This is a genomic window from Furfurilactobacillus curtus (genome assembly GCF_054657915.1).
Map to the genome: position 1 here is coordinate 1 of NZ_BAAHXU010000002.1, position 22866 is coordinate 22866.

At 41.5% G+C, this 22866-nt stretch carries 25 protein-coding genes and 2 pseudogenes; 22 read left to right on the forward strand and 5 right to left on the reverse strand.

The genetic code is table 11. The features are described from left to right. The 3 genes and pseudogenes from ACYQ0Y_RS09795 to ACYQ0Y_RS09805 form a co-directional block, all read left to right on the forward strand. Positions 1 to 468, forward strand: a pseudogene (locus tag ACYQ0Y_RS09795) (replication initiator protein A); the annotation flags it as partial. Between the two features lie 149 nt (positions 469 to 617). Beyond that, positions 618 to 815 carry a hypothetical protein gene (locus tag ACYQ0Y_RS09800; protein ID WP_084988368.1) on the forward strand — a complete coding sequence of 66 codons (198 nt, stop codon included), beginning with the start codon at positions 618 to 620 and terminating at the stop codon, positions 813 to 815. A 1-nt stretch (position 816) separates the two neighbouring features. Beyond that, a pseudogene (locus ACYQ0Y_RS09805) lies at positions 817 to 1505 on the forward strand (ATPase). On the opposite strand, the gene ACYQ0Y_RS09810 reads toward ACYQ0Y_RS09805, so the two are convergent. Together ACYQ0Y_RS09810 and ACYQ0Y_RS09815 are read right to left on the reverse strand one after the other, a co-directional pair. Continuing rightward, a complete protein-coding gene (locus ACYQ0Y_RS09810) occupies positions 1495 to 1773 on the reverse strand; it encodes a hypothetical protein (protein ID WP_075141395.1) in 279 nt (92 codons plus the stop codon). The pseudogene ACYQ0Y_RS09805 and the gene ACYQ0Y_RS09810 overlap by 11 nt on opposite strands. A gap of 19 nt (positions 1774 to 1792) precedes the next feature. Then, complete coding sequence (locus ACYQ0Y_RS09815) at positions 1793 to 2002, reverse strand: hypothetical protein (protein WP_065937746.1); 210 nt, start codon at positions 2000 to 2002, stop codon at positions 1793 to 1795. Positions 2003 to 2272: 270 nt separating this feature from the next. On the opposite strand from ACYQ0Y_RS09815, the gene mobQ reads away from it, so the two are divergent. The 19 genes from mobQ to ACYQ0Y_RS09910 all read left to right on the forward strand — a co-directional run bounded on the left by mobQ (position 2273) and on the right by ACYQ0Y_RS09910 (position 19578). After that, a complete protein-coding gene (mobQ, locus tag ACYQ0Y_RS09820) occupies positions 2273 to 4333 on the forward strand; it encodes a MobQ family relaxase (protein WP_459935476.1) in 2061 nt (686 codons plus the stop codon). A gap of 52 nt (positions 4334 to 4385) precedes the next feature. After that, complete coding sequence (locus ACYQ0Y_RS09825; RefSeq protein ID WP_011222043.1) at positions 4386 to 4724, forward strand: hypothetical protein; 339 nt, start codon at positions 4386 to 4388, stop codon at positions 4722 to 4724. Positions 4725 to 4762: 38 nt separating this feature from the next. Beyond that, positions 4763 to 5377 carry a hypothetical protein gene (locus tag ACYQ0Y_RS09830; RefSeq protein ID WP_407885009.1) on the forward strand — a complete coding sequence of 205 codons (615 nt, stop codon included), beginning with the start codon at positions 4763 to 4765 and terminating at the stop codon, positions 5375 to 5377. Between the two features lies 1 nt (position 5378). Beyond that, entirely contained in the window at positions 5379 to 5717 is a 339-nt protein-coding gene (locus ACYQ0Y_RS09835) for a CagC family type IV secretion system protein (RefSeq protein ID WP_407885011.1), read from the forward strand. 20 nt (positions 5718 to 5737) lie between these two features. Then, positions 5738 to 6100: a conjugal transfer protein gene (locus tag ACYQ0Y_RS09840; RefSeq protein ID WP_407885013.1), complete on the forward strand. Its 363-nt coding sequence runs from the start codon at positions 5738 to 5740 to the stop codon at positions 6098 to 6100. Then, a complete protein-coding gene (trsD, locus tag ACYQ0Y_RS09845) occupies positions 6069 to 6728 on the forward strand; it encodes a TrsD/TraD family conjugative transfer protein (RefSeq protein WP_153109617.1) in 660 nt (219 codons plus the stop codon). The genes ACYQ0Y_RS09840 and trsD overlap by 32 nt, the downstream gene beginning before the upstream one ends. An 11-nt stretch (positions 6729 to 6739) precedes the next feature. Further along, positions 6740 to 8758, forward strand: coding sequence for a VirB4 family type IV secretion system protein (locus ACYQ0Y_RS09850; RefSeq protein WP_459935477.1), 2019 nt, complete (start codon positions 6740 to 6742; stop codon positions 8756 to 8758). Beyond that, entirely contained in the window at positions 8751 to 10169 is a 1419-nt protein-coding gene (locus ACYQ0Y_RS09855) for a type VII secretion protein EssB/YukC (protein ID WP_407884991.1), read from the forward strand. The genes ACYQ0Y_RS09850 and ACYQ0Y_RS09855 overlap by 8 nt, the downstream gene beginning before the upstream one ends. Continuing rightward, the gene (locus ACYQ0Y_RS09860; protein ID WP_407884993.1) at positions 10170 to 11324 is read left to right on the forward strand and encodes a phage tail tip lysozyme; all 1155 of its coding nucleotides are present in this window, start codon (positions 10170 to 10172) and stop codon (positions 11322 to 11324) included. A 13-nt stretch (positions 11325 to 11337) separates the two neighbouring features. Further along, a complete protein-coding gene (locus ACYQ0Y_RS09865) occupies positions 11338 to 11955 on the forward strand; it encodes a SadB/YajI family lipoprotein (protein ID WP_056986305.1) in 618 nt (205 codons plus the stop codon). Further along, complete coding sequence (locus ACYQ0Y_RS09870; protein WP_040537815.1) at positions 11942 to 12310, forward strand: thioredoxin family protein; 369 nt, start codon at positions 11942 to 11944, stop codon at positions 12308 to 12310. Before ACYQ0Y_RS09865 ends, ACYQ0Y_RS09870 begins: the two co-directional genes overlap by 14 nt. Beyond that, a complete protein-coding gene (locus tag ACYQ0Y_RS09875; RefSeq protein ID WP_008212995.1) occupies positions 12311 to 12781 on the forward strand; it encodes a hypothetical protein in 471 nt (156 codons plus the stop codon). A 1-nt stretch (position 12782) separates the two neighbouring features. Next, entirely contained in the window at positions 12783 to 14294 is a 1512-nt protein-coding gene (locus ACYQ0Y_RS09880; protein WP_311408346.1) for a VirD4-like conjugal transfer protein, CD1115 family, read from the forward strand. Positions 14295 to 14308: 14 nt separating this feature from the next. Beyond that, positions 14309 to 14683, forward strand: a complete 375-nt coding sequence (locus ACYQ0Y_RS09885) for a hypothetical protein (RefSeq protein ID WP_147008642.1) — start codon at positions 14309 to 14311, stop codon at positions 14681 to 14683. A 5-nt stretch (positions 14684 to 14688) separates the two neighbouring features. Next, positions 14689 to 15546, forward strand: coding sequence for a conjugal transfer protein TrbL family protein (locus tag ACYQ0Y_RS09890; RefSeq protein WP_155278297.1), 858 nt, complete (start codon positions 14689 to 14691; stop codon positions 15544 to 15546). Positions 15547 to 15560: 14 nt separating this feature from the next. Next, positions 15561 to 15971, forward strand: a complete 411-nt coding sequence (locus tag ACYQ0Y_RS09895) for a hypothetical protein (protein WP_459935478.1) — start codon at positions 15561 to 15563, stop codon at positions 15969 to 15971. A gap of 6 nt (positions 15972 to 15977) precedes the next feature. Then, positions 15978 to 18113: a type IA DNA topoisomerase gene (locus tag ACYQ0Y_RS09900; RefSeq protein WP_459935479.1), complete on the forward strand. Its 2136-nt coding sequence runs from the start codon at positions 15978 to 15980 to the stop codon at positions 18111 to 18113. A 121-nt stretch (positions 18114 to 18234) separates the two neighbouring features. Beyond that, a complete protein-coding gene (locus ACYQ0Y_RS09905) occupies positions 18235 to 18450 on the forward strand; it encodes a hypothetical protein (protein ID WP_041153659.1) in 216 nt (71 codons plus the stop codon). Positions 18451 to 18453: 3 nt separating this feature from the next. After that, complete coding sequence (locus ACYQ0Y_RS09910) at positions 18454 to 19578, forward strand: ArdC-like ssDNA-binding domain-containing protein (RefSeq protein ID WP_459935480.1); 1125 nt, start codon at positions 18454 to 18456, stop codon at positions 19576 to 19578. Between the two features lie 156 nt (positions 19579 to 19734). On the opposite strand, the gene ACYQ0Y_RS09915 is transcribed toward ACYQ0Y_RS09910, so the two are convergent. From ACYQ0Y_RS09915 to ACYQ0Y_RS09925, 3 genes are all read right to left on the reverse strand, one after another. Continuing rightward, positions 19735 to 19824 (reverse strand): putative holin-like toxin, encoded by a 90-nt coding sequence (locus ACYQ0Y_RS09915; protein ID WP_072672334.1) that lies wholly within the window; start codon positions 19822 to 19824, stop codon positions 19735 to 19737. 185 nt (positions 19825 to 20009) lie between these two features. Continuing rightward, positions 20010 to 21251, reverse strand: coding sequence for a restriction endonuclease subunit S (locus tag ACYQ0Y_RS09920; protein WP_407884946.1), 1242 nt, complete (start codon positions 21249 to 21251; stop codon positions 20010 to 20012). After that, complete coding sequence (locus ACYQ0Y_RS09925; RefSeq protein WP_407884948.1) at positions 21241 to 22863, reverse strand: type I restriction-modification system subunit M; 1623 nt, start codon at positions 22861 to 22863, stop codon at positions 21241 to 21243. Before ACYQ0Y_RS09925 ends, ACYQ0Y_RS09920 begins: the two co-directional genes overlap by 11 nt. Between the last annotated feature and the right edge of the window lie 3 nt (positions 22864 to 22866).

Here is a 22866-nt window from a genome sequence, read left to right on the forward strand (position 1 = left end):
TTGGACTTTTCCACAGCCAATTTCTCACCAGCAGAAATTCAAAAGCAAAACCAGGATTTGGTGAACCATGCTAATGACTTCTTAACTGATGAAGACAGTGGCTTACCGGTTTTCTTAGAACCAGAAGCCGTGCAATTACTTAGCTTCTGGTGCCGAACTCCGCAACAAATGCGCCGGTTTATTAGTATCATCCTGAATGCTAAATATCGAGTTGAAAAGGATCATCAAGATATTGGGGTTCTAATCCCACTGGACGATGAAGAACTTAAACCTTTGATGACTAAAGCCTTGAGACGCTACTTTAACGCCCTTAGAAGCAATGAGAACCATATCAAGAACGTGGAGAACTACTTATACGGTACTATGCAAAACCTATTTGGCATTTGGTGGAATAAACAAGCGGCTAGAGAATATGCGGCCAAACACCCCGAAGAACAGAACACTGACAATGGGCCTTCTTGGAATTAAACGTCATATAGGCTCATTTAAGCCGTTTTAAGTGTTACATGCATAATTATATTAAAATCGTTTTAAAATCGCTTAGAAGCAAAAATAGACACCTTGAGTGGCTGAATTGGCGATGACTGAACTAAGGGAATGTGAAAGGAGCTTTTTAAATGACCAAATCCAGCAAAGAAGTCGAAACAATTGAGCAATTGTTGGCTGACCCATGGGCAGTCGATATTCAAGACGTTTGGGAGCAAGCAGCCCATAATCCAGATCCTGATAAACGCAAGCTGTTTGACGCGTTACACACTTACCTCTTAGATAAACGCCAAGAACAAATCATCAATGAAAAGCATTTCGTGATTTAACATGAGTGAGCTAAAGAGATACATCATTGTGGCTGGGATAAACGGCGCTGGTAAAAGCACTTTATATCGCGCGAGGCCCGAATTATTTACTCACTCCAAACGATTAAATGCCGATGAAATCCTACAAAAAATGGGTGGTGATTGGCATAAAGAGCGTGATAATTTTAGGGCAATGCTCGAAGAAATAAAACAACTCCACGCGGCTTTAGATACCGGGCAGAGTATTCATGTTGAAACAACCTGGCTGGCCAAGGTAGGACGCAATTGAATTTAATCGATCGGGCCCACAAGAATGGCTTTGAAGTAACGCTTTTATACGTGGCGTTAAAAAACGAAAAAGTCGCAATTAATCGGGTTCATGAACGAGTCAAAAAAGGTGGGCACGGAGTACCAGACGAAGTTGTAAAAAAACGCTATAATCAATCAAACCATAATTTAGCAGCGGTTGCATTCAAAGCTGATAACGTTGTGATCTACGATAATAGCCAAAAATTTGTATCAGTTTACAGACGAGAGCATGACCAGGTGATCAAAAATAATTTGCGTGATTTTCCTTGGATAAATTCCAAAATTACCTTTGAAGCAGCTATACAGAAACAACTAAATGACTTTGTTAAAAACAATCCAGATTTAAAAGTTAGAAATCCCATGAATGATTCAGAAAATAAAAACGATCGGCCTAGTTATTAGGCTGATCGTCTTTAAATTTATTCGGTTTATGGGCATTAACGTAATTGGCAAATATTTTTAAAAGTTCTTCGGTTTGTTCGACCGATAGGTTATCAGCTTGAAAGTATTTTTCGAGCAAAGCCCCTTTTTGAATTAATCGGCGAGAACGGGCTTTGCGGGCTTGCCGATTTTCGTAGTATTTAGATTGCCGTAATTTAAAATCTTCTCGCTCAATTTTTTGTTTTAAACGCGCTTGTTGTTCAACTAGTTTTTCATATTGATTAGGCATAGTCATTACCACCTAACTATTATCGGTTATTTTGAGCTTGATTTAAAAAGGCGGCAACTTTTTTAGCAATCATTTTAATCTGTGGAGTGGTAAGTGTCCCATAATCCAAATTGGCTGATCTAATGATTTGCTTACCGAGATTTTGTTCAATTTTATTTTTTTCAGCTTTAATATTTTGATTAAGCTGTTTTAATTTGGCTTCTTGTTTTTCTAAGTTACTTTGAGACATAAGGATCCCTCCAATCGTATTAAAAATAATCACCGACACTATATCATACAGAGAACGTTAAGTCAAAGGATGAAAGTTGAAATAGCGAAGCGGAAGTCATACACTATAAGTAAATTTAGGGGAATCAGCAGGCCGAGTGAAACGAGGTCAATGCGCACTTACACATAGAATAAATCCTATGTTATGTTAACCCCCAAAATCCTGTATTAGAAGTCGCCGATGGCGACAACAAAGTCAAGCCCATAGAATCAAAGTAAAGAGGTGACTAACATGGCAATATTTCATATTAGTTTTAGTAATATTAGTGCTGGAAAAGGACGAAGTGCGATTGCCAGTGCGGCTTATCGAAGTGGTGAAAAATTATTTGATGATAAAGAAGGTCGCCGATATTCCTATGCCCGATCGGTAATTCCAGAAAGCTTTATTTTAACCCCCAAAAATGCACCAGAATGGGCCAGTGATCGAGAAAAATTATGGAATGAAGTTGAAAAGAACGATCGTAAATCAAACTCACGGTATGCAAAAGAATTTAACGTAGCTTTACCGGTAGAATTAAGTGAATCCGAACAGAAAGAATTACTGACAAAATATGTGCAAGAGAATTTTGTCGATCAAGGTATGGTAGCTGACGTAGCAATTCATCGCGATCACCCAGACAATCCGCATGCACATGTGATGTTAACCAATCGCCCATTTAACCCCGATGGTAGTTGGGGATTAAAAGCAAAGACGCAGTACATTAAAGATGAAAATGGCAAGCAACTTTTAACCAAAAGCGGGTTTCCAAAACAAAGAAAAATTTGGTTGGTTGATTGGGATAAAAAGGAAAAAATTAATGAGTGGCGGCATAATTGGGCAACAAGTGTTAATCAGTCTTTAGCACAAAAAAATATTCCGGATCGGATTAGTGAGAAATCTTTTGTCGATCAAGGAATAGATGATACCCCAACTCAGCATGAGGGAATCAATAGCAAACGACACGAACGAAAAGCATTTAATCAACAAGTTAGCGCACAAAGAAGCGCCCAAGCTAAATATCATAATCTTGACGAAAAGATTAGAAATCATGAACACTTTGACGCTTTAACTGACGAGCTATCATTCTCTGAAAAACACACAATTAGTCATCTAAGTCAGCAATTGAAAACCTATGTCGATTTAGAACATTTAGATGATAAACAGCGCATGCTGTTTAATTGGAAAAACAGCTTATTAATCAAACATGCCATTGGTGAAGATGTAACCAAGCAACTGCTGACTATTGACCAGCAAACGACATCACTAGCACAAGCTAACCAGTTGTTAAATAAAGTGGTGGAACGAGCAACGAAAAAGCTTTATCCGGAACTTAATTTTGAACAGACAACCGCAGCTGAACGACGGGAACTGATTAAAGAAACTAATAGTGAACAAACGATTTTTAAGGGTAGCGAATTGGCAGAACGGTTAGCAGCTATTCGAAGTGACTTATTAACCCAGCAATTATTGACGTTTACCAAGCGGCCATATACCAGCTGGCAGTTAGTTAATCAGCAAGCCCAAACAATTGAGAAGCAATTAACCACGGTGCTAGCCAAACATGGTCACCAGTTAGACAATTTGAAGCATACTGATCGGGGCATGCTAGCCGCTTATCAACCTAACGAACTCGAATTCATTTCTAAAGCGGTGAAAGATTTACGGGTCGTTCGGGAAGTTAAAGCCGTGGTGCAAACCCAATACGACAGCATTCTAGCGACTGCTTTTCCGGACAGTGACCTGGATAAGCTAGAGACGATTGACAAGGAGCAAATTTATACGGCTGTGGTTTACTATGATCCAGAATTAAAGCCATTAGATGCAAACCAGCTTAGTCAATTACAACAGCAGCCACCGGTAGTCTTTACTAGTCAGCAACACCAAGCCGGTTTGAATTACCTGTTAGGTAAAATTGAATTAAAAGATATTCAGAACCACCGATTACAACGGGTCTTAAAACATGATGGCACCCGGCAACTGTTTATCGGCGAATGTGGCCAAGATCCTAAGTTGGATCACAAACAAATTGAAACTGTGCAAGCCCGTTTGAAACAACAGACAACGCGGTTTGATCAATATAAGCAAGACCAAATTAAGGACTATCAAGCGATCAATTATTACCCAACTAGCCCGAAAAACTACCTGACTAATATTTTGGACGAAGCCTTAATAACCATTTTATATGCGAAGAACACAGACTATCTAAGAAAGCAGCAATTACGTGGCTTAAAAGAGACCGAGTGGGCAATGACGAAAAAGCAGCGGCAACATCAAACTAGAAACCGGCATGAAGATGGGGGCATGCACTTGTAACCTAAATGTAAAAAAAATAAATGGTGTAAGTTACACCTTTTAGTGTTAAACTATGACTAAATTAAGAAAGGAGAACTTACATGTGACAGGCAATCAGGAATGGTACAGCCTAACGCAAGCTAATCATAAGCTGGGGCGTGGCCGAAATTATGTCAGCAACTGGATCAAACGACATCCAGAGTTCCCTGATCAATTTTTGCTTGGTTCAGGTACCAATAAATTAATATCTGATGAAGGGATAGAGTGGGTTAAAAACCACATAAAAAAAGAGGGCGTCCTCGTAAGCAGTGAAGTTGCTAACGGGGATCAGCACCTAGAAATACGCCTTCTAGGTGTCACCCTCCTAATAATCCATTTTACCGGGCGGGTTAGGGGAAAGCTAGTTGTTTAATATTTCTAACCCAACAAACAACATAAGGAGGTGATCCAATGAAAGTAGAAAGCTGGCAAGGCATTAATGGCAAGCTAGTTCATGATGATCAAAAGGCGATTGTGGTTGATGATGACCACGCATTAACTGATCCAAAACAGTTACAAGCAATTTTAGATCAAGACGGTCAGCCAATTGACGAAGTCCGGCAAGCAATGATTAAGAAGACCGTTAAACGCCAGTTGAAGACTGAGCCGTTAAAGCTTAGGGGCTGGTTTAATCGCCATCAAGACCGTCAAAATGCTAAAAAGACCGAAAAATTGGTAAGTGATAAACCGACTCATCAATATAAGCAGATTAAAAATGAAATGACCTTTTTTGGTGAGAGTTTCCTGGAAGGCTTCTTAGGTTTCTATGGCTTAGAAGTTGATAACGCCTTAGACCGTTACGAACATAATTTGCATGTCTTAGAGACCCAAGAAGTAGGCCAGTCAGAAAAAGAGTATTACTTAGCCACGAGTGAAAATGGCCGCGTCAAATTAGCCACTGATCCGTTACCAAGCCAGCAAATTGCCGAGGAACAATTGAACAAGTTCTATCAGCGTGAGCCAGAAGAAACGCAGGCAGAACAAATTCAATTACGAACATCAGAAGACGATAGGAAGGAGGACTAACATGTCAAAATACAGAAAAATGAAAGCGCTAGCAACTGCTGGGACTACTGCAATTTACTTGGGCTTGATGAATGCCCAGGTCGTTTTGGCAGCGGACGGTGGCGAAGTTAAAAGCAAGCTAACCAGCGCTGGTAAGACGATTCAAGGTATTTTAACTGGCTTGGTCGTTTTAGTTGGGATTTGTGTCGCGCTATTTATTATTATCAAAAGAATGCCTGACGCAGACGATCCGCGAGAGAAATCAGAAGTTTATCACGCGGTTGGCCGGGTGGCTGGTTTAGTGGCCTTAGCGGCAGCCATTATCTGGCTATTACCTTGGGTTTACAGCCTATTCACTTAATTTAAAAAGGAGCCTGCCAAATGAAGAAAGGAAAAGAATTTATCTTTCCAGAGAACGTAGATAAAGATTACGGGATCTGGAAAGACTACACCTTGAAGGATTTTGGCTATGCGGCGCTGGCAGGACTAGTGGGCTTAATTTTTATTGCGATCCCACCCTATGGTCTGATCTTAGTCCTGATAAAAATAGTGATTGTTGTCTTAGCCATGACGATTGTCATGGCTATTTTAACAATTAGGCCAGTTGCGGCGCGGAAGAATATTAAAGTGCGGGATAACTTTAAGTTGAAACGCCACTATGCCAATGGTCAGAAACTGTTTTATTTGAAACCGAAGAAGCGAGGTGAACTAAATGCGTTTGAAAAAGAGCAAAACCGCCAATAAAACAGCCAAGCTAGATTGGGATTATCAACCGCCTAAAATCAATGGTGGCAAAGAGACCATTGATGACATGAGCTTGGTGGTGGGTATGTATGGTAATTACGAAGTTACCAAAACCGGTAATCTCGTTGGCATTTTGGAAGTTAGTGGGATCAACCTTGATCTACTTAATGAAACCGAACAACAGGACGTTTTTGAGGACTATGGCGCGTTTCTCATGAGTACCTTAGGTGAAGGCGTTGATGACACGTTACAGTTCTTAGAGCCAACGATTCCCGTCAATATGACGGCTTATCTCAATGGTCTCAAACGGCGGTATCTCGCCTTACAAAAAGGCCACCCGGAGCAACAGTTCAAAATCCAGCTCATAGCCAGTTACTTGGATCACTTTACTAAAGTCCAAGAATCCAAAAACATGACCACTAAGCAACATCTGCTAATCGTTAAGGTGCCAATTAAAGACAAAAGTGTTAAGAGCTTAAACCTAGCGGTCAATCATTTAGACGAAAAGATCGAACAAGTTAAACGAGATATTGAAAATGCGTTAACGGACTTTGATGTGACGGCCAAAGTCTTGACTAGTCAAGAAGTTCAAGAGATTTTAAAGAACTTAATCAATTTCAATGGATAGGAGGCAACAGGATGAGTTTTGGTGATAAGGTCATTGATTTATTTATACCAACTAAAAAAGAAAGCCATCAAGGCGACAGCGACCAAACGGGTAGTAAGCCCAAAGCGGAGGTTGAAGACTTTACCAAGCTGATTGATCGCGATAGCTTGCATTCACTATTCCCGTTTAGCTGGGAACAGTACCCCACCTACGTCCAGTCGGGCGAGAATTTTATTCGGGTGTTAGCGATTGCTGACTATCCCAAGCGGGTGTATGGCAACTGGTTGTCAGAATTGAAGCGAAAAAAAGGCGTCATCGATATTGTGCAATATATCGACAGCGCCAGTAACAATTCAATGATTACCTATTACAAGAAGACGATTCAAAATAAAGAAGCGCAGAAGCTGAATACGTTCGACCCGTATAAAAAGAAAATTCTGCAAAATTATATTGATTCAGCCAACATGCAACTAGATAAATACCTCGATAATTCTACCACATTTGTGTACCAACATATGCTCATTTATCTGCGGGCCAACAGTTTAGCAGAACTAGACGATTTAACCGAAAACGTCAAGAATACGTTGATTAAACTACAAATGAAGCCCCTAGTGCCCGTTAAAGCGACTTTCCAAGCATTTTGGTCAACCATGCCAATTAACGAGAACCTCATGGGGGATTACACCTATAAAGAGAGTAATACCGAAGTCGCCAGCAGCATGTTTCCTTTTGATGACGCTGAAATTCTGGACTTAAAGCCGAGAAGCGATATTGAAGGGGTTAACAAAGATACCAACAGCTTAATTGCCGTAGATATGTTGGATCGCAACAAGACCCTAAATCAAAATCAAGTGATTATCGGGACCTCGGGGGTCGGCAAGACCACCTATATGATTCAGAAAATCCTACGCTACGCCATTCAAGACTATCAACTCTACATTATTGATCCAGAAAACGAATATACCAAGATTGTCGAAGCCCTGGGTGGGGCAGTCTTGCACTTAACTTCTAATGCGAAGTACAAAATTAACCCGCTACAAATCTTTTCCGAAGAAATCTTAAGCGCCGATGAAGCGGTCACAAACCTTGATTTACTAGTCAAAGATAAAATCCAGCGATTAAAGGGATTCTTTGAAGTGCTTAAAACCGGGATTACCCAAGTTGAGCTGGCAATCCTTGATGATGTCGTTAAACAAGCTTACGTCAACAGTGGCGTTTTGAAATATAGCCGCTTAAAAGAGATTAAAGACGATCAGTGGCCGACCTTATCCAATGTTTATGACGAGTTGGAAAAACTGGCAGATAAGGACGCCGACAAATTCAATCGGGTCAAAGACTTCTACTACATCTTAGGCAGTTATACCCATGGTTCTAACAGTTTATTTGACGGCCATACCAACGTTAACTTAAAAGGGAAAATCATTTCCTTTGATTTAAAACCGCTACAAAGTGAGCAGGAAGTCCAATCAGCGGCTTATCTGAATACTTTTCAATACCTGTGGGACGAAATTACCAAAGATCGGCATAGCCGCAAGAAATTGTTTGTTGATGAATTTCACTTTTTGACCTTGCATAAAGCGGCCGCCACCTTTTTCCATCAAGCATACAAACGGTTTAGAAAATACAATGCCGGGGCCATTGCCGGAACGCAGCAAATTCAAGACGTGATTGAAGGCACAACGGATACCGGGCAGAACATTGGGGAAGCCATTATTGGGAACTCCTACACCAAAGTGTTCTTTGGTCTTGACGGTAAAGGCGTTGATGATGTGATTACCAAATTGCGTATGACGTTCTCGGATAAAGAAAAGAAGCTACTAGAACGTCGTAGACAAGGCGAAGCCCTGATGATCTATGGTAGTCAACGCGCCTTTATGCGTGTCGAGTTGACCGAAGAAGAACTACGACTAATCGACCCCGAAGCTTACCAAGAGAAATACAACCGTGAGACAGCTGGGCAACCGGATTATCAAAAGCGCGTGGTCTTAACCCCCAGTGAAATTGACGCTTTAACTACCACCGAAGAGGAAGGGGGGACTTTAAATGAGTAAATCAAACCAACTATTAAATATCGAGGTTGGGACATTCAAACGGCAAGGAAACAAGTTAATCCTAGAGCTTAATCACAATCAATTTCGATATGACCAGTTGAGTGAGCTAAACGAATTAAAGGAAGCTGATGCCAATTTCTTACAGTTGGTTAACGTAGTTGAGCAAGACCAGAAGGTTGTTTTAACTTATACCTTGCCGGATAAGGTCAGATCATTAAAGGAATTACCACATGAAAATAAAGCAATCCGATCAGCAATTGCCAAGGAAATCATGGCGCAAAATGTGGTTAACGATAGCCAGTATCACGTTGCGTTGAACCCAGCTAACCTGTGGTATTACCCCATGCAACATGTTTGGTACGCCTACCGGGCCAATGAACTCATGCCTTATGATGACAAGCATAGCAATTTAGCCAAATACAAAGCGCTGATTCTATTTTGCTTGACGGGGACGCCTTACGAACGGCTATTAAGCAATCCCCAAGAAGCCTTGGCCAAACACCCAGATGACTATTTACAACAAGTGGCTAAAGCTACGTCGTTAAATGAGTTAACGGAAGTGGTTAACGGCATTGAGGATTTTGTGAGCTATCACGAATGGCAGGAAGTTGAAACGGCCCAGCAGAAAACCAAACAACGTTTATGGTTGAGTATGGCCGGGGTGGCGATTGTGGCCGTTTTGGCCATCGGCTTAGTCCATAAAAGTGACGAACGGCAATATCAAAGCTTGGCTAACCAGACCCAAGCCCAGGTCATGCGATTAAAATATAGCGGTCAAATTCAAACCGCTTTAAATGATCACAAGTGGTCAGAAGCGCAAAAAGATATGCAACGGGCCGGCTATCCTTCAGCTAAGCAAGTCAGTGTCTTTTTAAAGCATCGTCAGTACCAGCAAGCCTTAAACGTTGACCCAAGTCAGTTGAACAAGGTTGTTAATGCGGCTTATGCCAACCAAGATAGCAGTCAAGTGGCCGATTGGCAGTTACCAACTAAGGCGACGAGTAAGCAAAAAGATCAATTGAAACTCGAAAAAGCGATTGTTAATTATGATACCAATACGCTTAATAACCAATTATCCTTTACGACGAACGCTGATGTGTTATTGAGAATAGGGCAAGCTTTCCTCGCCCATAATGATACGCAAGACGCCCAGACTGTCCAAACCAAGTTAGCCGGCGTGAACAGTCCTAAAGCTAAGTATTTAAAAGCCTTGTTAAGTCTCAATGCCGCTAAGAACGAAGTTAGTGACGCCCAAAAGAAGTTAGATGACGCCAACAAGATTGATGGCAGTAAAGATAAGGACAAAGACAAGAAGGTGGATTCGGCTAAGTCGGACTTAAAGAACGCGCAGAGTGACCAATCAGCAGCGCAAAAACAAGTCGATCAGGCCAAGCACAAAGTGGGTGATTAAATGCAAGTACTGTCTTTCGAATATAAGAAAAAGAAGTGGAAGTTGATTGCTTATATTGTGGGCGGCGCCCTTCTGCTAATCATCTTGTTAATTGCGGCAGTAACAGGTCAATTGCAAGAAAACAGTTGTGATAACTCAACCACTACAGAAACACAGTTAGATAGTAAGAGCATGACAGAAAATGCCAAAAATATCTATGCGCACTGGAAACAGAAGTATGGTGCCACGCCACAAGCGGCGGCTGGTATCTTGGGGGTCTTACAACTAGAAAGTCGGCTTGATCCCAAGTCCGTTAATTCAAGTTCCGGGGCCACGGGCTTAGCCCAGTGGTTAGGTGGCCGAAAAGATAAGTTGGAGGACTTAGCCCATAAAGAAAATAAACCAGCGACCAATCTCGGGGTACAGTTGGATTATCTCGACCAAGAATTGAACAGTAGTTACTATGCGTCAAACAAGCAGATTTTTAAATATGCGGACGTGCATAAAGCGACCAAAGCCTGGTTAATGGATTACGAGGGTATGAGTAAGAACCCGGAACAATGGTATTTAAGCCAAAGATACGGTTATGCCGATCATTGGTATTCCGTGTTGGGTGCAAGTGATCCCGTGGCCGGTAATACGTTAGATAATGCAAGTTCCGGCGATCTGACCGAACTAGGTTGTGATAGTGACCCGAGCTATTCCGGTGGCAGCATTGTTAAAAACGCGGAAAGTATGAAGGGCGACTTCTATTATGTTCAAACTCACCCTAGCCCCGATTTAGGTAGCGATTTAAAGAATCCTAACAAAACCGGTGGAACCGATTGTTCAGGCTTTGTCTGGTTAGCGCTTAATAAAGCTGGTTACAAGGTACCGGCCAACATGGGTTGGTTTACCGGCACGATGGCCAGTGACGCCAAAGGCAGCCATCAATACTTGAAACAGATCAGTGAAACTGACGCGAAAGCCGGTGATATTGTGATCGTTAATCAAGGCGTGGGAGCTGGAAACGACGGCCATACTGCCATTCTACTAAGCAAATGGCAAGGCAAAGCCACCAAAATCATTGAACAAGGTGGCGTAGGCGACAAGGTTAACGAAAGCACCTTTGGCACCGCCTTTTATAGCTTACTAAGTGGTAGCGATGTAACGTTAGCTCGGCCAATCAAGAAGTAAGGAGGACGAGTAAATGAAACGCAGCATGGTTTTAAGTATTGCGATTGGTAGTTTGATCTTAATCATGTCATTAGGGGCGAATGCCTATCAACATAGCCAAGTTAAGCAGGCGCAACAGCAGATTAGTCGTTTACAAAAACAGAAGCGCCAAGTTAACCAGCAATTGACTAAAACCAACCAACAAAAGCAGTTATTGAGCACCCAAATTGACAGTTATAAGACCTACCAAAATAATAAAGACAAAAGTCAGGCTGAACTGAGTTTTAATACGGTAGTCACCAAGTTCTTTAAGGTCATGAATAACTTCAAGCCCAAGACCTACGGACAGCGTAAAGATGGCGTGAAAGACTTGATTTCCGACAAGCTATATCAGCAATACTTTTCAAATAAGGGCACGTATGGTGATAGCAATAGTGTTTCAGCTAAGTTAAATCAACTGAACCTGTATACGCAAAGTAAGCAGGGGCAAAATATGAAAGGCTTGGCCGTTGTCAGTTACGAAAGTAAGAGTGGCGACAACGACTGGCAAAAGGCGACGGTACTTTATCAAGTGACTTTCGATACCACCACGGATCGAATCACTGATGTACAGAATCTTGGGAACAGTTTTAAAGCGAGTGACCTTGATTAAAAAAGTAAGCAAAGCCCTAGCGGTGATCGTGGTGATACTTGCAGTATTAGGCTTTGCAGGTCATAGCTATGTGAACCATGTTGAGAAAGAGAAAACAGTTGTGACGCTGGCTAAGCACCCTAAAAAAGTGTTGTTCTTCTATCGCGATGATTGCCCGGATTGCCAAGCTATTTTTCATCAGATTTATTGGCACAACGCAATCAGTCACAACATCGTCTTGATTAACATGAACCAACCGCAGAATCGGCATTACATTCAAAAATATCAATTAACGTCAGTACCAACCTTGATCCATGGCAAGCAACGATACTCCGGTACCAACCAACAAAGGATTAAACAGATAGTAGGTGATTAGATGAAAGACAAATTATTAAACAGCGTTAAAGTCAGCTGGCCATATCTACTAACGCTAATCATTGGCTTGTATTTAGCGGAGATTTTAGCTGGATCAGTCATGGCCTTGTCGCACTATAAGCTAACTTTTGCGGATCATATGCCAACCGTATTAAAACAATTAGCCTTGCACCCCTGGCACTATTACAACTTGTATTTGGGTCAAAAGAACCCGGTATTAATTATCGTCAGTATCGCTGTGGTCCTATACACCATTTATTTTGCTTTGAAACGCAATAGCAAGCACAAAGCGTGGGAAACTGCGGACACTGAAACCCACGGGAGTGCGACCTGGGGGAATTTAAAAGAATTGAGTGACCATTACTTTAGTATCAATGCCAAAGACCTCACCACAGCATTTAACAAGAGTACCAAGGCAGAAATTCTCAAATCATTAGTGGATCGAGAAAAGTCAGCGAAAGGGGGAGATTAACATGAATGGGACGATTTTAGGGATCGTGGATAAACGGATTGTTTACCAGAATAACAGCACCAAACCAAATCGGAATATCTTTGTGGTTGGGGGCCCAGGATCGTATAAGACCCAGTCAGTCGTCATTACCAACCTGTTTAATGAAACGGAGAACAGCATTGTTGTAACTGATCCGAAAGGTGAATTATACGAAAAAACAGCCGGTATTAAGTTAGCCCAGGGTTATCAAGTGCATGTCGTCAACTTTGCCAACATGGCGCATAGTGATCGCTACAATCCTTTTGATTATATTCAACGAGATATTCAAGCTGAAACCGTGGCAACAAAGATCGTGCAAAGTGAAAATGCCGAAGGTAAAAAAGACGTGTGGTTCAGTACCCAACGGCAACTTTTGAAGGCACTAATCCTGTTTGTCATGAACCACCGGTCACCAGAACAACGAAATTTGGCGGGTGTGACCCAAGTGTTGCAAGAAAACGATGTGGAAGCCGAGGAAAAGGGTGCGGATAGTCCGCTAGATACCTTGTTTCTTGATCTAACTATGACTGATCCAGCGAGACGCGCTTATGAGTTAGGTTTCAAAAAGGCTAAAGGAGAAATGAAAGCCAGCATTATTGAAAGCCTGTTGGCGACCATTTCGAAGTTTGTTGACAAAGAAGTGGCCAATTTTACCAGCTTTTCAGACTTTGATTTAAAAGAGATTGGCAAAGCCAAAGTAGTACTGTATGTGATTATTCCGGTCATGGATAATACCTATGAAAGCTTCATCAATCTGTTTTTCTCACAATTATTTGATGAATTATACAAATTAGCCGCCGATCATCACGCTAAATTGCCCCACCAAGTCGACTTTATCCTTGATGAATTTGTCAATTTAGGTAAATTCCCAAAGTATGAAGAATTTTTAGCAACGTGTCGAGGGTACGGCATTGGTGTCACCACCATTTGTCAAACCTTAACCCAGCTACAAGCCTTGTATGGCAAGGATAAGGCCGAGAGTATCTTAGGTAATCATGCCGTTAAAATTTGCTTGAATGCCGCTAATGACGTGACCGCTAAATACTTTAGTGATCTGTTAGGAAAATCAACCGTGAAAGTGGAAACCGGTAGTGAGAGTACCAGTCATAGCAAGGAAGAAAGCCACAGCAAGAGCGATAGTTACAGCTATACGAGCCGTTCGCTCATGACGCCCGATGAAATTATGCGGATGCCCGAAGACCAGAGCTTATTAATCTTTAGTAATGCACGGCCGGTCAAAGCTACAAAAGCGTTCCAATTTAAACTATTTCCAGGGGCTGATCATTTGGTTAACTTGTCACAGAATGAGTATCAAGGCCAACCAGAAGCCAGCCAAGAAACCAACTTTAAGAATAAGGTAGATAAGTGGAATCAGACGGTTAAAGCACAACACCAAGCAAAAAAAGACGATCAAACAACCGATGACGAAGAAGACAAATTGCAGGACAATATCGATCAAGAATTAGAGTCTAGACATAAGAAAATGCTTGGATAATGGAGGACATATTAATGAAAAAATATCGGAAATATATAATCGCTGTGATGACAGTGTTGCTGATTGTTGTTGGTCTTACCGCTTGTGGGAAGTCTACAGCACAGGATTTGCAAAGTAATAAATGGTATCTCAACCAAAAAGGACAAAGCTACAAAACCCAATTTAATAAAAAAACAATGATTATTGAAAGCCCCTTGATGAATGTAAATGCCAATTATTCAGTCAGTAATACTTCTGGTAAAGAATATTTAAAAGTAAATACTGATGATGAGAAGAATCAAAAACTTGAATTAACTCAAATTAGCGATGGTTATAAAGCTAAAGCAATAAATAAAACTGCCAAAGCAGATGACGGATTAGGAAGCTTTGAATTGCAAAAAAGGAAGTGATAGATATGTTTGTTTTAGGTGATATTTCAGGACTGGTTCAGGGAGCGATTGCTAAGTTTTTTGAATGGGCACTGTCTGGTTTGTTGGACGGCTTATTCAACATCTGCAAGGCCATTATTGACCAAGCCAATCAAAGCTTGCCAGTTGTTAAAACGTGGTATGCCATCTTCCTGTCCTTTGCGACATCGTTAGTCGTTGTGGTCGTCCTTGGCCGCATTGTGATGACAATTCTAAAAGAGGCAGATGAAAGTACCGATGTTACTTGGGCTAATATCATCATGGACGGGATTAAATCAGCGGCCGTGATCCCGGTCTTCGTGTTCTTACAGGGCTTTATTCAAGGTTCAATTACCTTGCCCCTGCTAAAGTATATGTTTAGTTCTGATCAGCAGTTCACTGCTAAATCAATTACCGGCATGAATAAAGTTCCTGGGTTAAAAGATGTTGGTATTTCGCTACCTTTACAGATTTTATTTCTGCTAATCTTCACTGTCGTAACCGTCGTGTTCTTTATCAAAATGTGTGTGTTTGTGGCTGATATGGCGTGGTATAACCTGACAATTCCTTTAGCTGCAATGAGCATGGCGACTGAAAGCTTTGATTATAGTGGTACGTGGTGGAAGAAGTATATTTATTACAATGCCTCCATTATTAGCCAGGTGCTTTGTATGTCATTATCAGTATGGTGTTTCACTAATATGGCTAAATACGGGTTTATTGCTTTTATTGCTTCAATCGGATTCGGTTTTCTGGTGGTCAAAACACCTGACGCCGTTAAAGACTTTTGGGCTTCAACCGGTGTGACTAAAAGTGCTGGTATGGGTGCCATGAGAATGTTTCAAAATTATTTCCGTAACCACTAGGAGGAAAAATAGTTATGAAGAAAATCGCACACTGGTTATTGGAAAAAGCCAAAAAAGATATGCGAACCGATCCTTTTACAACACCTTCACGGCGGACTAAGTTGTCTTACTATTTTGATAACTTATTTAGCATGGTCTTCTATATAATGGGAATTTACCTCATGTTAATGGATTTATACCAAGAGCTTTTCACGGCGAACCATACCGATTTTTTAGGAACTGCGCTAATGGCCTTAGTTTTACTGCTGGGTGGCTTATTATTCCGTTGGTCAGCCTATGCAGATCTCAAAGCCATCAACCGGTATCAACATTATTTGAAGCAACAATCGATAGAGCAACAACAAGAATTGCGCCGTGAAACTTGGTTGAAAGCGGCTGAACAAGGTAAAACAGAATTAGATCAAAAACTTAATCACAAGGAGTGAACGAACATGACCACTGTTATCTTAGCTGAAAAACCCAGTCAAGCCCGTTCATACGTCCAAGCCTTTCAAAAGAGCACAAAAAAACAGGGTTACTATACGGTTAGTGACCCTGTTTTGCCCGAGAATACGCTTGTGACGTATGGTCTCGGACATTTAGTTGAACTGGCCACACCGGATAAATACGATCAGAAATACCAGCAATGGGCCCTATCTAATTTACCGATCTTTCCCGATAAATACAAGTTTGAAGTGTCAGCTAGTAAAAGAACGCAATTCAAGATCGTTAAAGACCTGTTAGCAAAAGCCGACATCATTATTGTCGCCACTGATAGTGGCCGAGAGGGTTCTAATATCGCCTGGTCGATCATGAACCAAGCCCAGATTGATGTTAAAAAGAAGACCATTAAACGGCTATGGTTGAATAGTTTGGAAAAAGACGCCATTATTACCGGCTTTAAAAATCTTGGCGATTGGCACAAAGACTACTTAGCGTATAAAGAAGCCCAAACCCGTCAAATTAGTGATTGGTTGATCGGTATGAATGGTAGTCCTTTGTATACTTTATTGTTGAGACAAAATGGGGTGCGCGGGGTGTACTCAATTGGTCGCGTGCAGACGCCAACTTTGTATATGGTTTATCAAAGAGACCAGGCAATCAAAAACTTTAAGCCGGAACCCTATTTTGAACTAAATGCGGAAATTTTAGCTAATCAGCAAAAATTCGTCGCAAAATTAGACCCCTATCAGCGATTTAAAGACGAAGCAGGGCTAATAACATTCATGCAAGCTAAACGCGTTCAGAAAAGCTCACAGGCCGGTTTAATCAAGAACGTCCAAAAGCAAGGCAAGAAGCGTGCTAGTCCCCAACTATTCTCGCTATCTAGTCTCCAAAGTGCCATGAATAAACGTTATCACGCCAGCGCCAGCCAAACCTTAGCGGCTATTCAAAGCTTATACGAAGACAAACTACTCAGTTATCCCCGCACCGATTGTGCTTATATCACTGATGAAGAATTTGATTATTTAGTGGCTAATCTGACGAAGTATCTGGGGTTAGTCTCTAAACAAGTCGCTTTAACCAATACCACCCCAAATAAGCGCTATGTTAATGGAAAAAAGGTTGAAGAACACTACGCCATTATCATGACTAAAGTCGTGCCGACGAAAGAGAAACTAGCCAGCTTGCCTAAATTACAGCAACAAGTCTATGACTTGGTTTTAAGAACCACATTAGCCATGTTTGCTGATCCGTACGAGTACGAGGAAACCATTATTATCACCCAAGTTGGTGACGCCAATTTTAAAGCAACCGGTAAGGTCCCAACTAAGCAAGGTTGGCAAGCTTTATTTGATGATCACAAAACCGACCAGCAAGAGGCAGCCACCCTACCGATCGTTCACCAAGGCGACCAAGTTCAAGCGAATCTGCAAACGCCGCAAAAAGAAACAACACCTCCGGTACCCTTTACCGAAGGTACCCTGATTACGGCCATGAAGACCGCTGGCAAAACGCTTGATGATGAAGTAGCCCAGGCGATTCTCAAAGATGTGCAAGGCATTGGGACAAGTGCGACCCGGGCAAATGTACTGGAAATATTAAAAAAACGCGGCTATCTCGTCACTGAAAAAAATAAGCTGCACGTCAGTGAAGCGGGGATTACTTTATGTAAAGCGGTTGAACTCGAACCCTTGCTAACTAGCCCAGAAATGACGGCTAAATGGGAGCAAGCGTTACAGCAAATCAGTACCGAAGAACGCACTCCGGATAATTTTTTGAGCCAAATCAAGAAGTTTGTGGCGAAGTTAATCGCTGATGTTCCCACACAATTAACCGGCAATGCAGCCATTAAGCAACAAATCAATCACCAACAGCAAGCACAAAAGTCCGACGAGGTCTTCTTAGAAACACCGCAAGCGACCGTTTTAAATAAACAGAAGTTTTACATTGTAAAGCCTAAGCAAGGCGAAGACTTTACCCTGCCCAAGAAATGGAGCAGTAAGACCCTCGGTAAGACCGCAATTAAAGCGTTGGTCACCAAAGGGAAAACCAGAAAATTAAAGGGTTTCAAGAGCAAAAAGGGAAAGTCGTTTGACGCCAAGCTAAAACTTGACGGTCATAAATTAAGTTTTGATTTTGATTAGAACCTGCCTACCGCCCTGCACTACGTTCCGGTTGGTGAACCCGTCATTTAGGTTCACTTTTACAACCCTAAAAGTAAACCCAAACAACGGGTGAGATTAGCAAAGCAAAGGAGATCATGAAATGGATAACGAATTAACAGTCATTGGGAGTGAATTACCGGTTTTGCAGACTAAAGGAGCCTACAAGTATTTAAAAGAAATTACTGGAAATGGAGCTTACTATCAAGTGGCTTGGCAAAAATTAGCCGATGGCTACGTTGCCCTTTATGGCACGACCCCGATTCAAATAAGATCATTGCCAACATTGAATGATATTTTTGAAGATGAGGAGGGGTAACTTATGCCAAATAAAGCAGATGTTAAGGCTTGGAAAGCACAATTAGTCGCCCAGGCTGAACAGCAAATCCTAAAATTAACTGATAGTGACCAATTTAAAAAGTATCTCAATACCCTGGCTAAATTTCATCGTTATAGCGCCAGAAACATTGATTTAATTTATGCGCAAAATCCTCAAGCCACTCAAGTCGCCGGTTTTAAGCAATGGCAGAAGGCTTTTAACCGCACCGTTAATAAGGGCGCTAAATCCATTCGGATTGCGGCTCCGATCATTAAGAAGCTAACACCAGCCGAGCAGAAGCATCTTGATACCACCGATGAGCGCGCCATTGTCGGTTATCGCTATCTACCCGTCTTTGATGTGGCACAAACTAGCGGTGAACCAGTGTTAAGTGCTAAAGACTTTGTCAAAGAAAATTTGGCCGATCATCAGAATGTGACAAGCTTATATAACGCGTTCAAAGATTATTTAAACCAGCAAACCGACCTTAAAGTCAGTGAAGTGCCTTTAGCGACGCTAAATGGGGCTAAGGGGTATTTTCAACCCAGCACTAATGAAATCGTCATTGGTGGCGATGAGCCCGACAATGCTTTGAAACTAAAGACGTTATACCACGAATATGCGCATAGCCAGCTACACGGCTTAAAATCAGCTTTTAAAGATCGGCCCCGAGCCTATCAGGAAACCCAAGCCGAAGCGGTTGCGTATGTTGCCATGCAAAATATTGGCGTTGATACCAGCAACTACTCACTCGGTTACGTGGCTACCTGGGCCAAAGATAAAGCGGTGATCCATAGTGCTTTAAGTGAAATCCAGCAAGTTAGCAACAAAGTGATTGAGCTTAGCGATGGCTTAACCAAACAATTAGGCTTACAAGAAGCCCAAAAAGAGCCTGAGCATGATTTAAAAAAGCTATCAGCCCAGGATCTTAATAAGTCCTATCAAGGCTTGCAACAACAAGTTCAGCAAGCGACTAATCCACAACAAAAGTTAGGACTAAAAAATAAGTTAAATGATGTACACCATGAAATCAGTAATCGAACGCAAAAACAACTGAAAGCATTTGCTGAAGAAAATCCAGAAATTAAACGACCAGATTCTGAACCCGATCAAAGCCTAAAACGTTAGCCAGTTTTTAAGGGACATGCTATAATGTAATAGAAAAGGGAAGCCTTGCGCTAACAAGACTTCCCATGCAAGCCGCTTCAAAGGCGGTGGCAGAAATTTAATAAACGATTTTAGCTCGTCCTGTGACCTCTACCAAAGTTACGCAGGGCGGCTTTTTTATTTGTTCCTTTTGTCGATGTACGTTAGCAACGCTAAAATAAACATTGCAAATAGCAACATCAACGAGAGTGTCTGGAAGACGCTCATTGACTGTGCAACCTTCCTGAAGATTATTCCATGTTCCCATGGGCCTCACCTCGCAAGGGAAAAGACAGCCACCGCCCTTAAAACTTCCTGCGTAATCCATTATACAGGTGAATTAAGTGTTGACCAAGCACAATAAAAATTAAGTCATGGGGTTTCATAGGATCCTAAATTTGATCAAATTAAGCTCAGCAAAACATCTTTTGTAGATACCCTTTTTTAAGTTCTTGGAGTTTTTCAAGCTTACGCTGATGAAGGGTAATAGTGTCGTCGAGTTGTTTGAAGAATGAACCAATTTTTTGCTGTTCCTCGATTGAATTTGGGATTATTAGCACAGTACTGAAAAAATCAGTAGGGGCTATATTCAAAAGTCCATGATTACGTGCGCCTTCCGCAGCATTCTTCGCGACTTCCTTATACCACCTAGTTGTGTCGTAGTATGAAACCAAGAATTGGGAAGAAACATTTGTCGGTCTAAAAATAATATAAAGAGTTGAAAGAACTCCCATATCGTATTTATCGAGCCTCTTAATTGCTCCCCAGGGATATCCATTTGAATAGCTTTTATTGTAAGCAAATTCACCATTCTTAACTAGAAAATAACCACTGACATCACGGCTTGCAATTTGCTTGTCAAAGAAGTCATTCTGATCAATCAGACCATCTTGTGCAGAGATAGTTAACGGACGCCCCGACTCGTTATTTTTGTTCTTTCGAGTTACTCGTTCAGCCAAATTAGATAACTTACGCTGTTCCCAAGCGTCAGCAAACCCTGCAAATCTTAATTGCGGGAACTTGCTCCCATTTTGGGGGAACATTTTTTGCAAATAGCCCTGTTTAAGTTCCTTAAGCTTAGCTAACTTACGCTGGTTTAAAGTTATCAGATTATCTAGTTTTTGAAAGAAATCAAAGATTTTTTGTTGTTCGATTCGATTTGGAAAATTCAAATATCCATCTAGTGCGTCTGTATCCGTCACATTGATAGTATTTTTTGCACCTTTTGTTACTATTCTAGAAAGATAATGCGATGCAATATTATCGTCTCGTAGTTGAAGAGCAACAAACGGCGCAAATGATTTTTTAGTGGAGTGGTAGACAGCATATAGTGGACTTACAATGCCAACTATTGTCGCATATTGGAAAATACCATATGGAGCACCTTTTAATGGACTTTTAGTATAAACAAGATCGCCTAATTTGATTTTTTTATAATTTGAAACATCGTTGGCAGCAAAAGATCTGCCTTGGTATTCAATTTGATTAACAGTTCCCGCTTCACGCGATACTGATACAACTTCATTCTTACCAAATTGATTATCTGTATTTTTATCCTTCGATATAAGGACCATATCGCTTAACCTACGCTTTTCCCAAGGATCAGTGAAGCCTTTAAATCTTAATTGCGGATATTTAGCTTGGTTATCTTTCATTGTGAGCCTCCGGTTTTGACTGGTCATTCACCTGGGTGGTCACTAACTGGCTAGCTAATTCATTAAAGGCTTGTTCATTCTGACTGATTTCCTCGTCCAGTTGCTTTAGATCAGCTTTGACCTGGTTCAGATCAATCTCGGGTTCCGGTTCAAACGTATCAACGTAGCGCGGAATATTTAAATTATAATCATTCGCTTTGATTTCTGCCGGTGAGGCCACATGGGCATATTTATCGACATCTTGCCGGTTTTGATAAGTGGTCACAATTTTTTGAATATTGGCTGCCGTTAGCTTATTTTGATTCTTGTCCTTTTCAAATTCCCGGGACGCATCAATAAATAAGACGTCATCAGTGGTTTTGTGTTTCTTTAAAACCATGATCAACGTTGGAATACTGGTGGAATGAAAAATATTGGCGGGTAGTCCAATAATGGCATCAATCCGGTTATCCAGCAGGAGTTTTTGGCGAATTTTGCCCTCCTTAGCCCCCCGAAATAATACGCCATGGGGTAGGACAATGCCCATAGTCCCGTGTTCCTGCAAATGATAAAAGCCATGTAGCAGAAAGGCAAAGTCGGCTTTAGATTTAGGTGGTAAGACGCCATAGTCGCGGAAACGGGGATCAGACAAGCGTTTATCACTGTTATCCCAGTGCGCCGAGTAGGGCGGGTTCATAACGACGGCATCAAATAAGTAAGGCTCGTCAACGGGCCAATCTTTACTTAACGTATCCCCGTTGCGTAAGTGCATATCGTCATACGAGACCCCATGTAACATTAAATTCATTCGGGCCAGGTTAAAGGTCGTGGTGTTCAGTTCTTGGCCGTGATAACTCACTAAACCAGGTTCTTGCACGTGTTGTCCGACATTTAACAGCAGCGAACCAGAACCAACTGCTGGATCATAGATAGTCCGCACTTGGTTATCACCTGCATGGCGCTGATAAGTCACAATCTGGGCAATAATGTCGGACACCTGCCGCGGGGTATAAAATTCACCCGCTTTTTTACCAGAATCACTGGCAAATTGCGCGATTAAGTATTCATAGGCGTCACCTAGGACGTCGCCTTGATGATGAATAAGATCAACCGCATTTAAAGCTAACATAGTATCACTAATAGTTTGGTTTCGTTGTTGTAAAGAACTGCCTAATTTATTACTACTTAAATCCACATCGGCAAACAAGCCCGAAAAGTCTTGCGCTGAAGACAGATTCTGTGTCGACTGTTCTAGATCGTGAAGTGCTTGGGATAAATCATCTAATGCAAAAGTATGGGCTTGAATCTTGCCAATCAGGGTAGCGTACAACGCCTGGGGTTGAATTAAATAGCCGAGCGTGTTTTGCAAATACTCCACTAAACTGGGCTGCACCGAGATGCCTTCCAACTCGAACTGAGGATCCATATACTGAGCATATTTCTGAGTGACATTTTCGGTTTCGCCTGCCCAATCACTAAAAGTCGTTAAGGTTTTCTCGGATAGAAACCGATAAAAAATTAACCCCAATAAATAATTTTTATATTCAGAAGCGTCCATTTTCCCACGTAAAACATCGGCCGCATTCCATAGGGCGCTTTCAAGCTGACTAGCTTGCGTTGTTTTTTCTGACATTGT

Excerpts from the sequence above, each read along its gene's own strand:
- ACYQ0Y_RS09800 (WP_084988368.1), top strand. The coding sequence starts at position 618 with ATGACCAAATCCAGCAAAGAAGTCGAAACAATTGAGCAATTGTTGGCT.
- ACYQ0Y_RS09810 (WP_075141395.1), bottom strand. The coding sequence starts at position 1,773 with ATGCCTAATCAATATGAAAAACTAGTTGAACAACAAGCGCGTTTAAAA.
- ACYQ0Y_RS09815 (WP_065937746.1), bottom strand. The coding sequence starts at position 2,002 with ATGTCTCAAAGTAACTTAGAAAAACAAGAAGCCAAATTAAAACAGCTT.
- mobQ (WP_459935476.1), top strand. The coding sequence starts at position 2,273 with ATGGCAATATTTCATATTAGTTTTAGTAATATTAGTGCTGGAAAAGGA.
- ACYQ0Y_RS09825 (WP_011222043.1), top strand. The coding sequence starts at position 4,386 with ATGACTAAATTAAGAAAGGAGAACTTACATGTGACAGGCAATCAGGAA.
- ACYQ0Y_RS09830 (WP_407885009.1), top strand. The coding sequence starts at position 4,763 with ATGAAAGTAGAAAGCTGGCAAGGCATTAATGGCAAGCTAGTTCATGAT.
- ACYQ0Y_RS09835 (WP_407885011.1), top strand. The coding sequence starts at position 5,379 with ATGTCAAAATACAGAAAAATGAAAGCGCTAGCAACTGCTGGGACTACT.
- ACYQ0Y_RS09840 (WP_407885013.1), top strand. The coding sequence starts at position 5,738 with ATGAAGAAAGGAAAAGAATTTATCTTTCCAGAGAACGTAGATAAAGAT.
- trsD (WP_153109617.1), top strand. The coding sequence starts at position 6,069 with ATGCGTTTGAAAAAGAGCAAAACCGCCAATAAAACAGCCAAGCTAGAT.
- ACYQ0Y_RS09850 (WP_459935477.1), top strand. The coding sequence starts at position 6,740 with ATGAGTTTTGGTGATAAGGTCATTGATTTATTTATACCAACTAAAAAA.
- ACYQ0Y_RS09855 (WP_407884991.1), top strand. The coding sequence starts at position 8,751 with ATGAGTAAATCAAACCAACTATTAAATATCGAGGTTGGGACATTCAAA.
- ACYQ0Y_RS09860 (WP_407884993.1), top strand. The coding sequence starts at position 10,170 with ATGCAAGTACTGTCTTTCGAATATAAGAAAAAGAAGTGGAAGTTGATT.
- ACYQ0Y_RS09865 (WP_056986305.1), top strand. The coding sequence starts at position 11,338 with ATGAAACGCAGCATGGTTTTAAGTATTGCGATTGGTAGTTTGATCTTA.
- ACYQ0Y_RS09875 (WP_008212995.1), top strand. The coding sequence starts at position 12,311 with ATGAAAGACAAATTATTAAACAGCGTTAAAGTCAGCTGGCCATATCTA.
- ACYQ0Y_RS09880 (WP_311408346.1), top strand. The coding sequence starts at position 12,783 with ATGAATGGGACGATTTTAGGGATCGTGGATAAACGGATTGTTTACCAG.
- ACYQ0Y_RS09885 (WP_147008642.1), top strand. The coding sequence starts at position 14,309 with ATGAAAAAATATCGGAAATATATAATCGCTGTGATGACAGTGTTGCTG.
- ACYQ0Y_RS09890 (WP_155278297.1), top strand. The coding sequence starts at position 14,689 with ATGTTTGTTTTAGGTGATATTTCAGGACTGGTTCAGGGAGCGATTGCT.
- ACYQ0Y_RS09895 (WP_459935478.1), top strand. The coding sequence starts at position 15,561 with ATGAAGAAAATCGCACACTGGTTATTGGAAAAAGCCAAAAAAGATATG.
- ACYQ0Y_RS09900 (WP_459935479.1), top strand. The coding sequence starts at position 15,978 with ATGACCACTGTTATCTTAGCTGAAAAACCCAGTCAAGCCCGTTCATAC.
- ACYQ0Y_RS09905 (WP_041153659.1), top strand. The coding sequence starts at position 18,235 with ATGGATAACGAATTAACAGTCATTGGGAGTGAATTACCGGTTTTGCAG.
- ACYQ0Y_RS09910 (WP_459935480.1), top strand. The coding sequence starts at position 18,454 with ATGCCAAATAAAGCAGATGTTAAGGCTTGGAAAGCACAATTAGTCGCC.
- ACYQ0Y_RS09915 (WP_072672334.1), bottom strand. The coding sequence starts at position 19,824 with ATGAGCGTCTTCCAGACACTCTCGTTGATGTTGCTATTTGCAATGTTT.
- ACYQ0Y_RS09920 (WP_407884946.1), bottom strand. The coding sequence starts at position 21,251 with ATGAAAGATAACCAAGCTAAATATCCGCAATTAAGATTTAAAGGCTTC.
- ACYQ0Y_RS09925 (WP_407884948.1), bottom strand. The coding sequence starts at position 22,863 with ATGTCAGAAAAAACAACGCAAGCTAGTCAGCTTGAAAGCGCCCTATGG.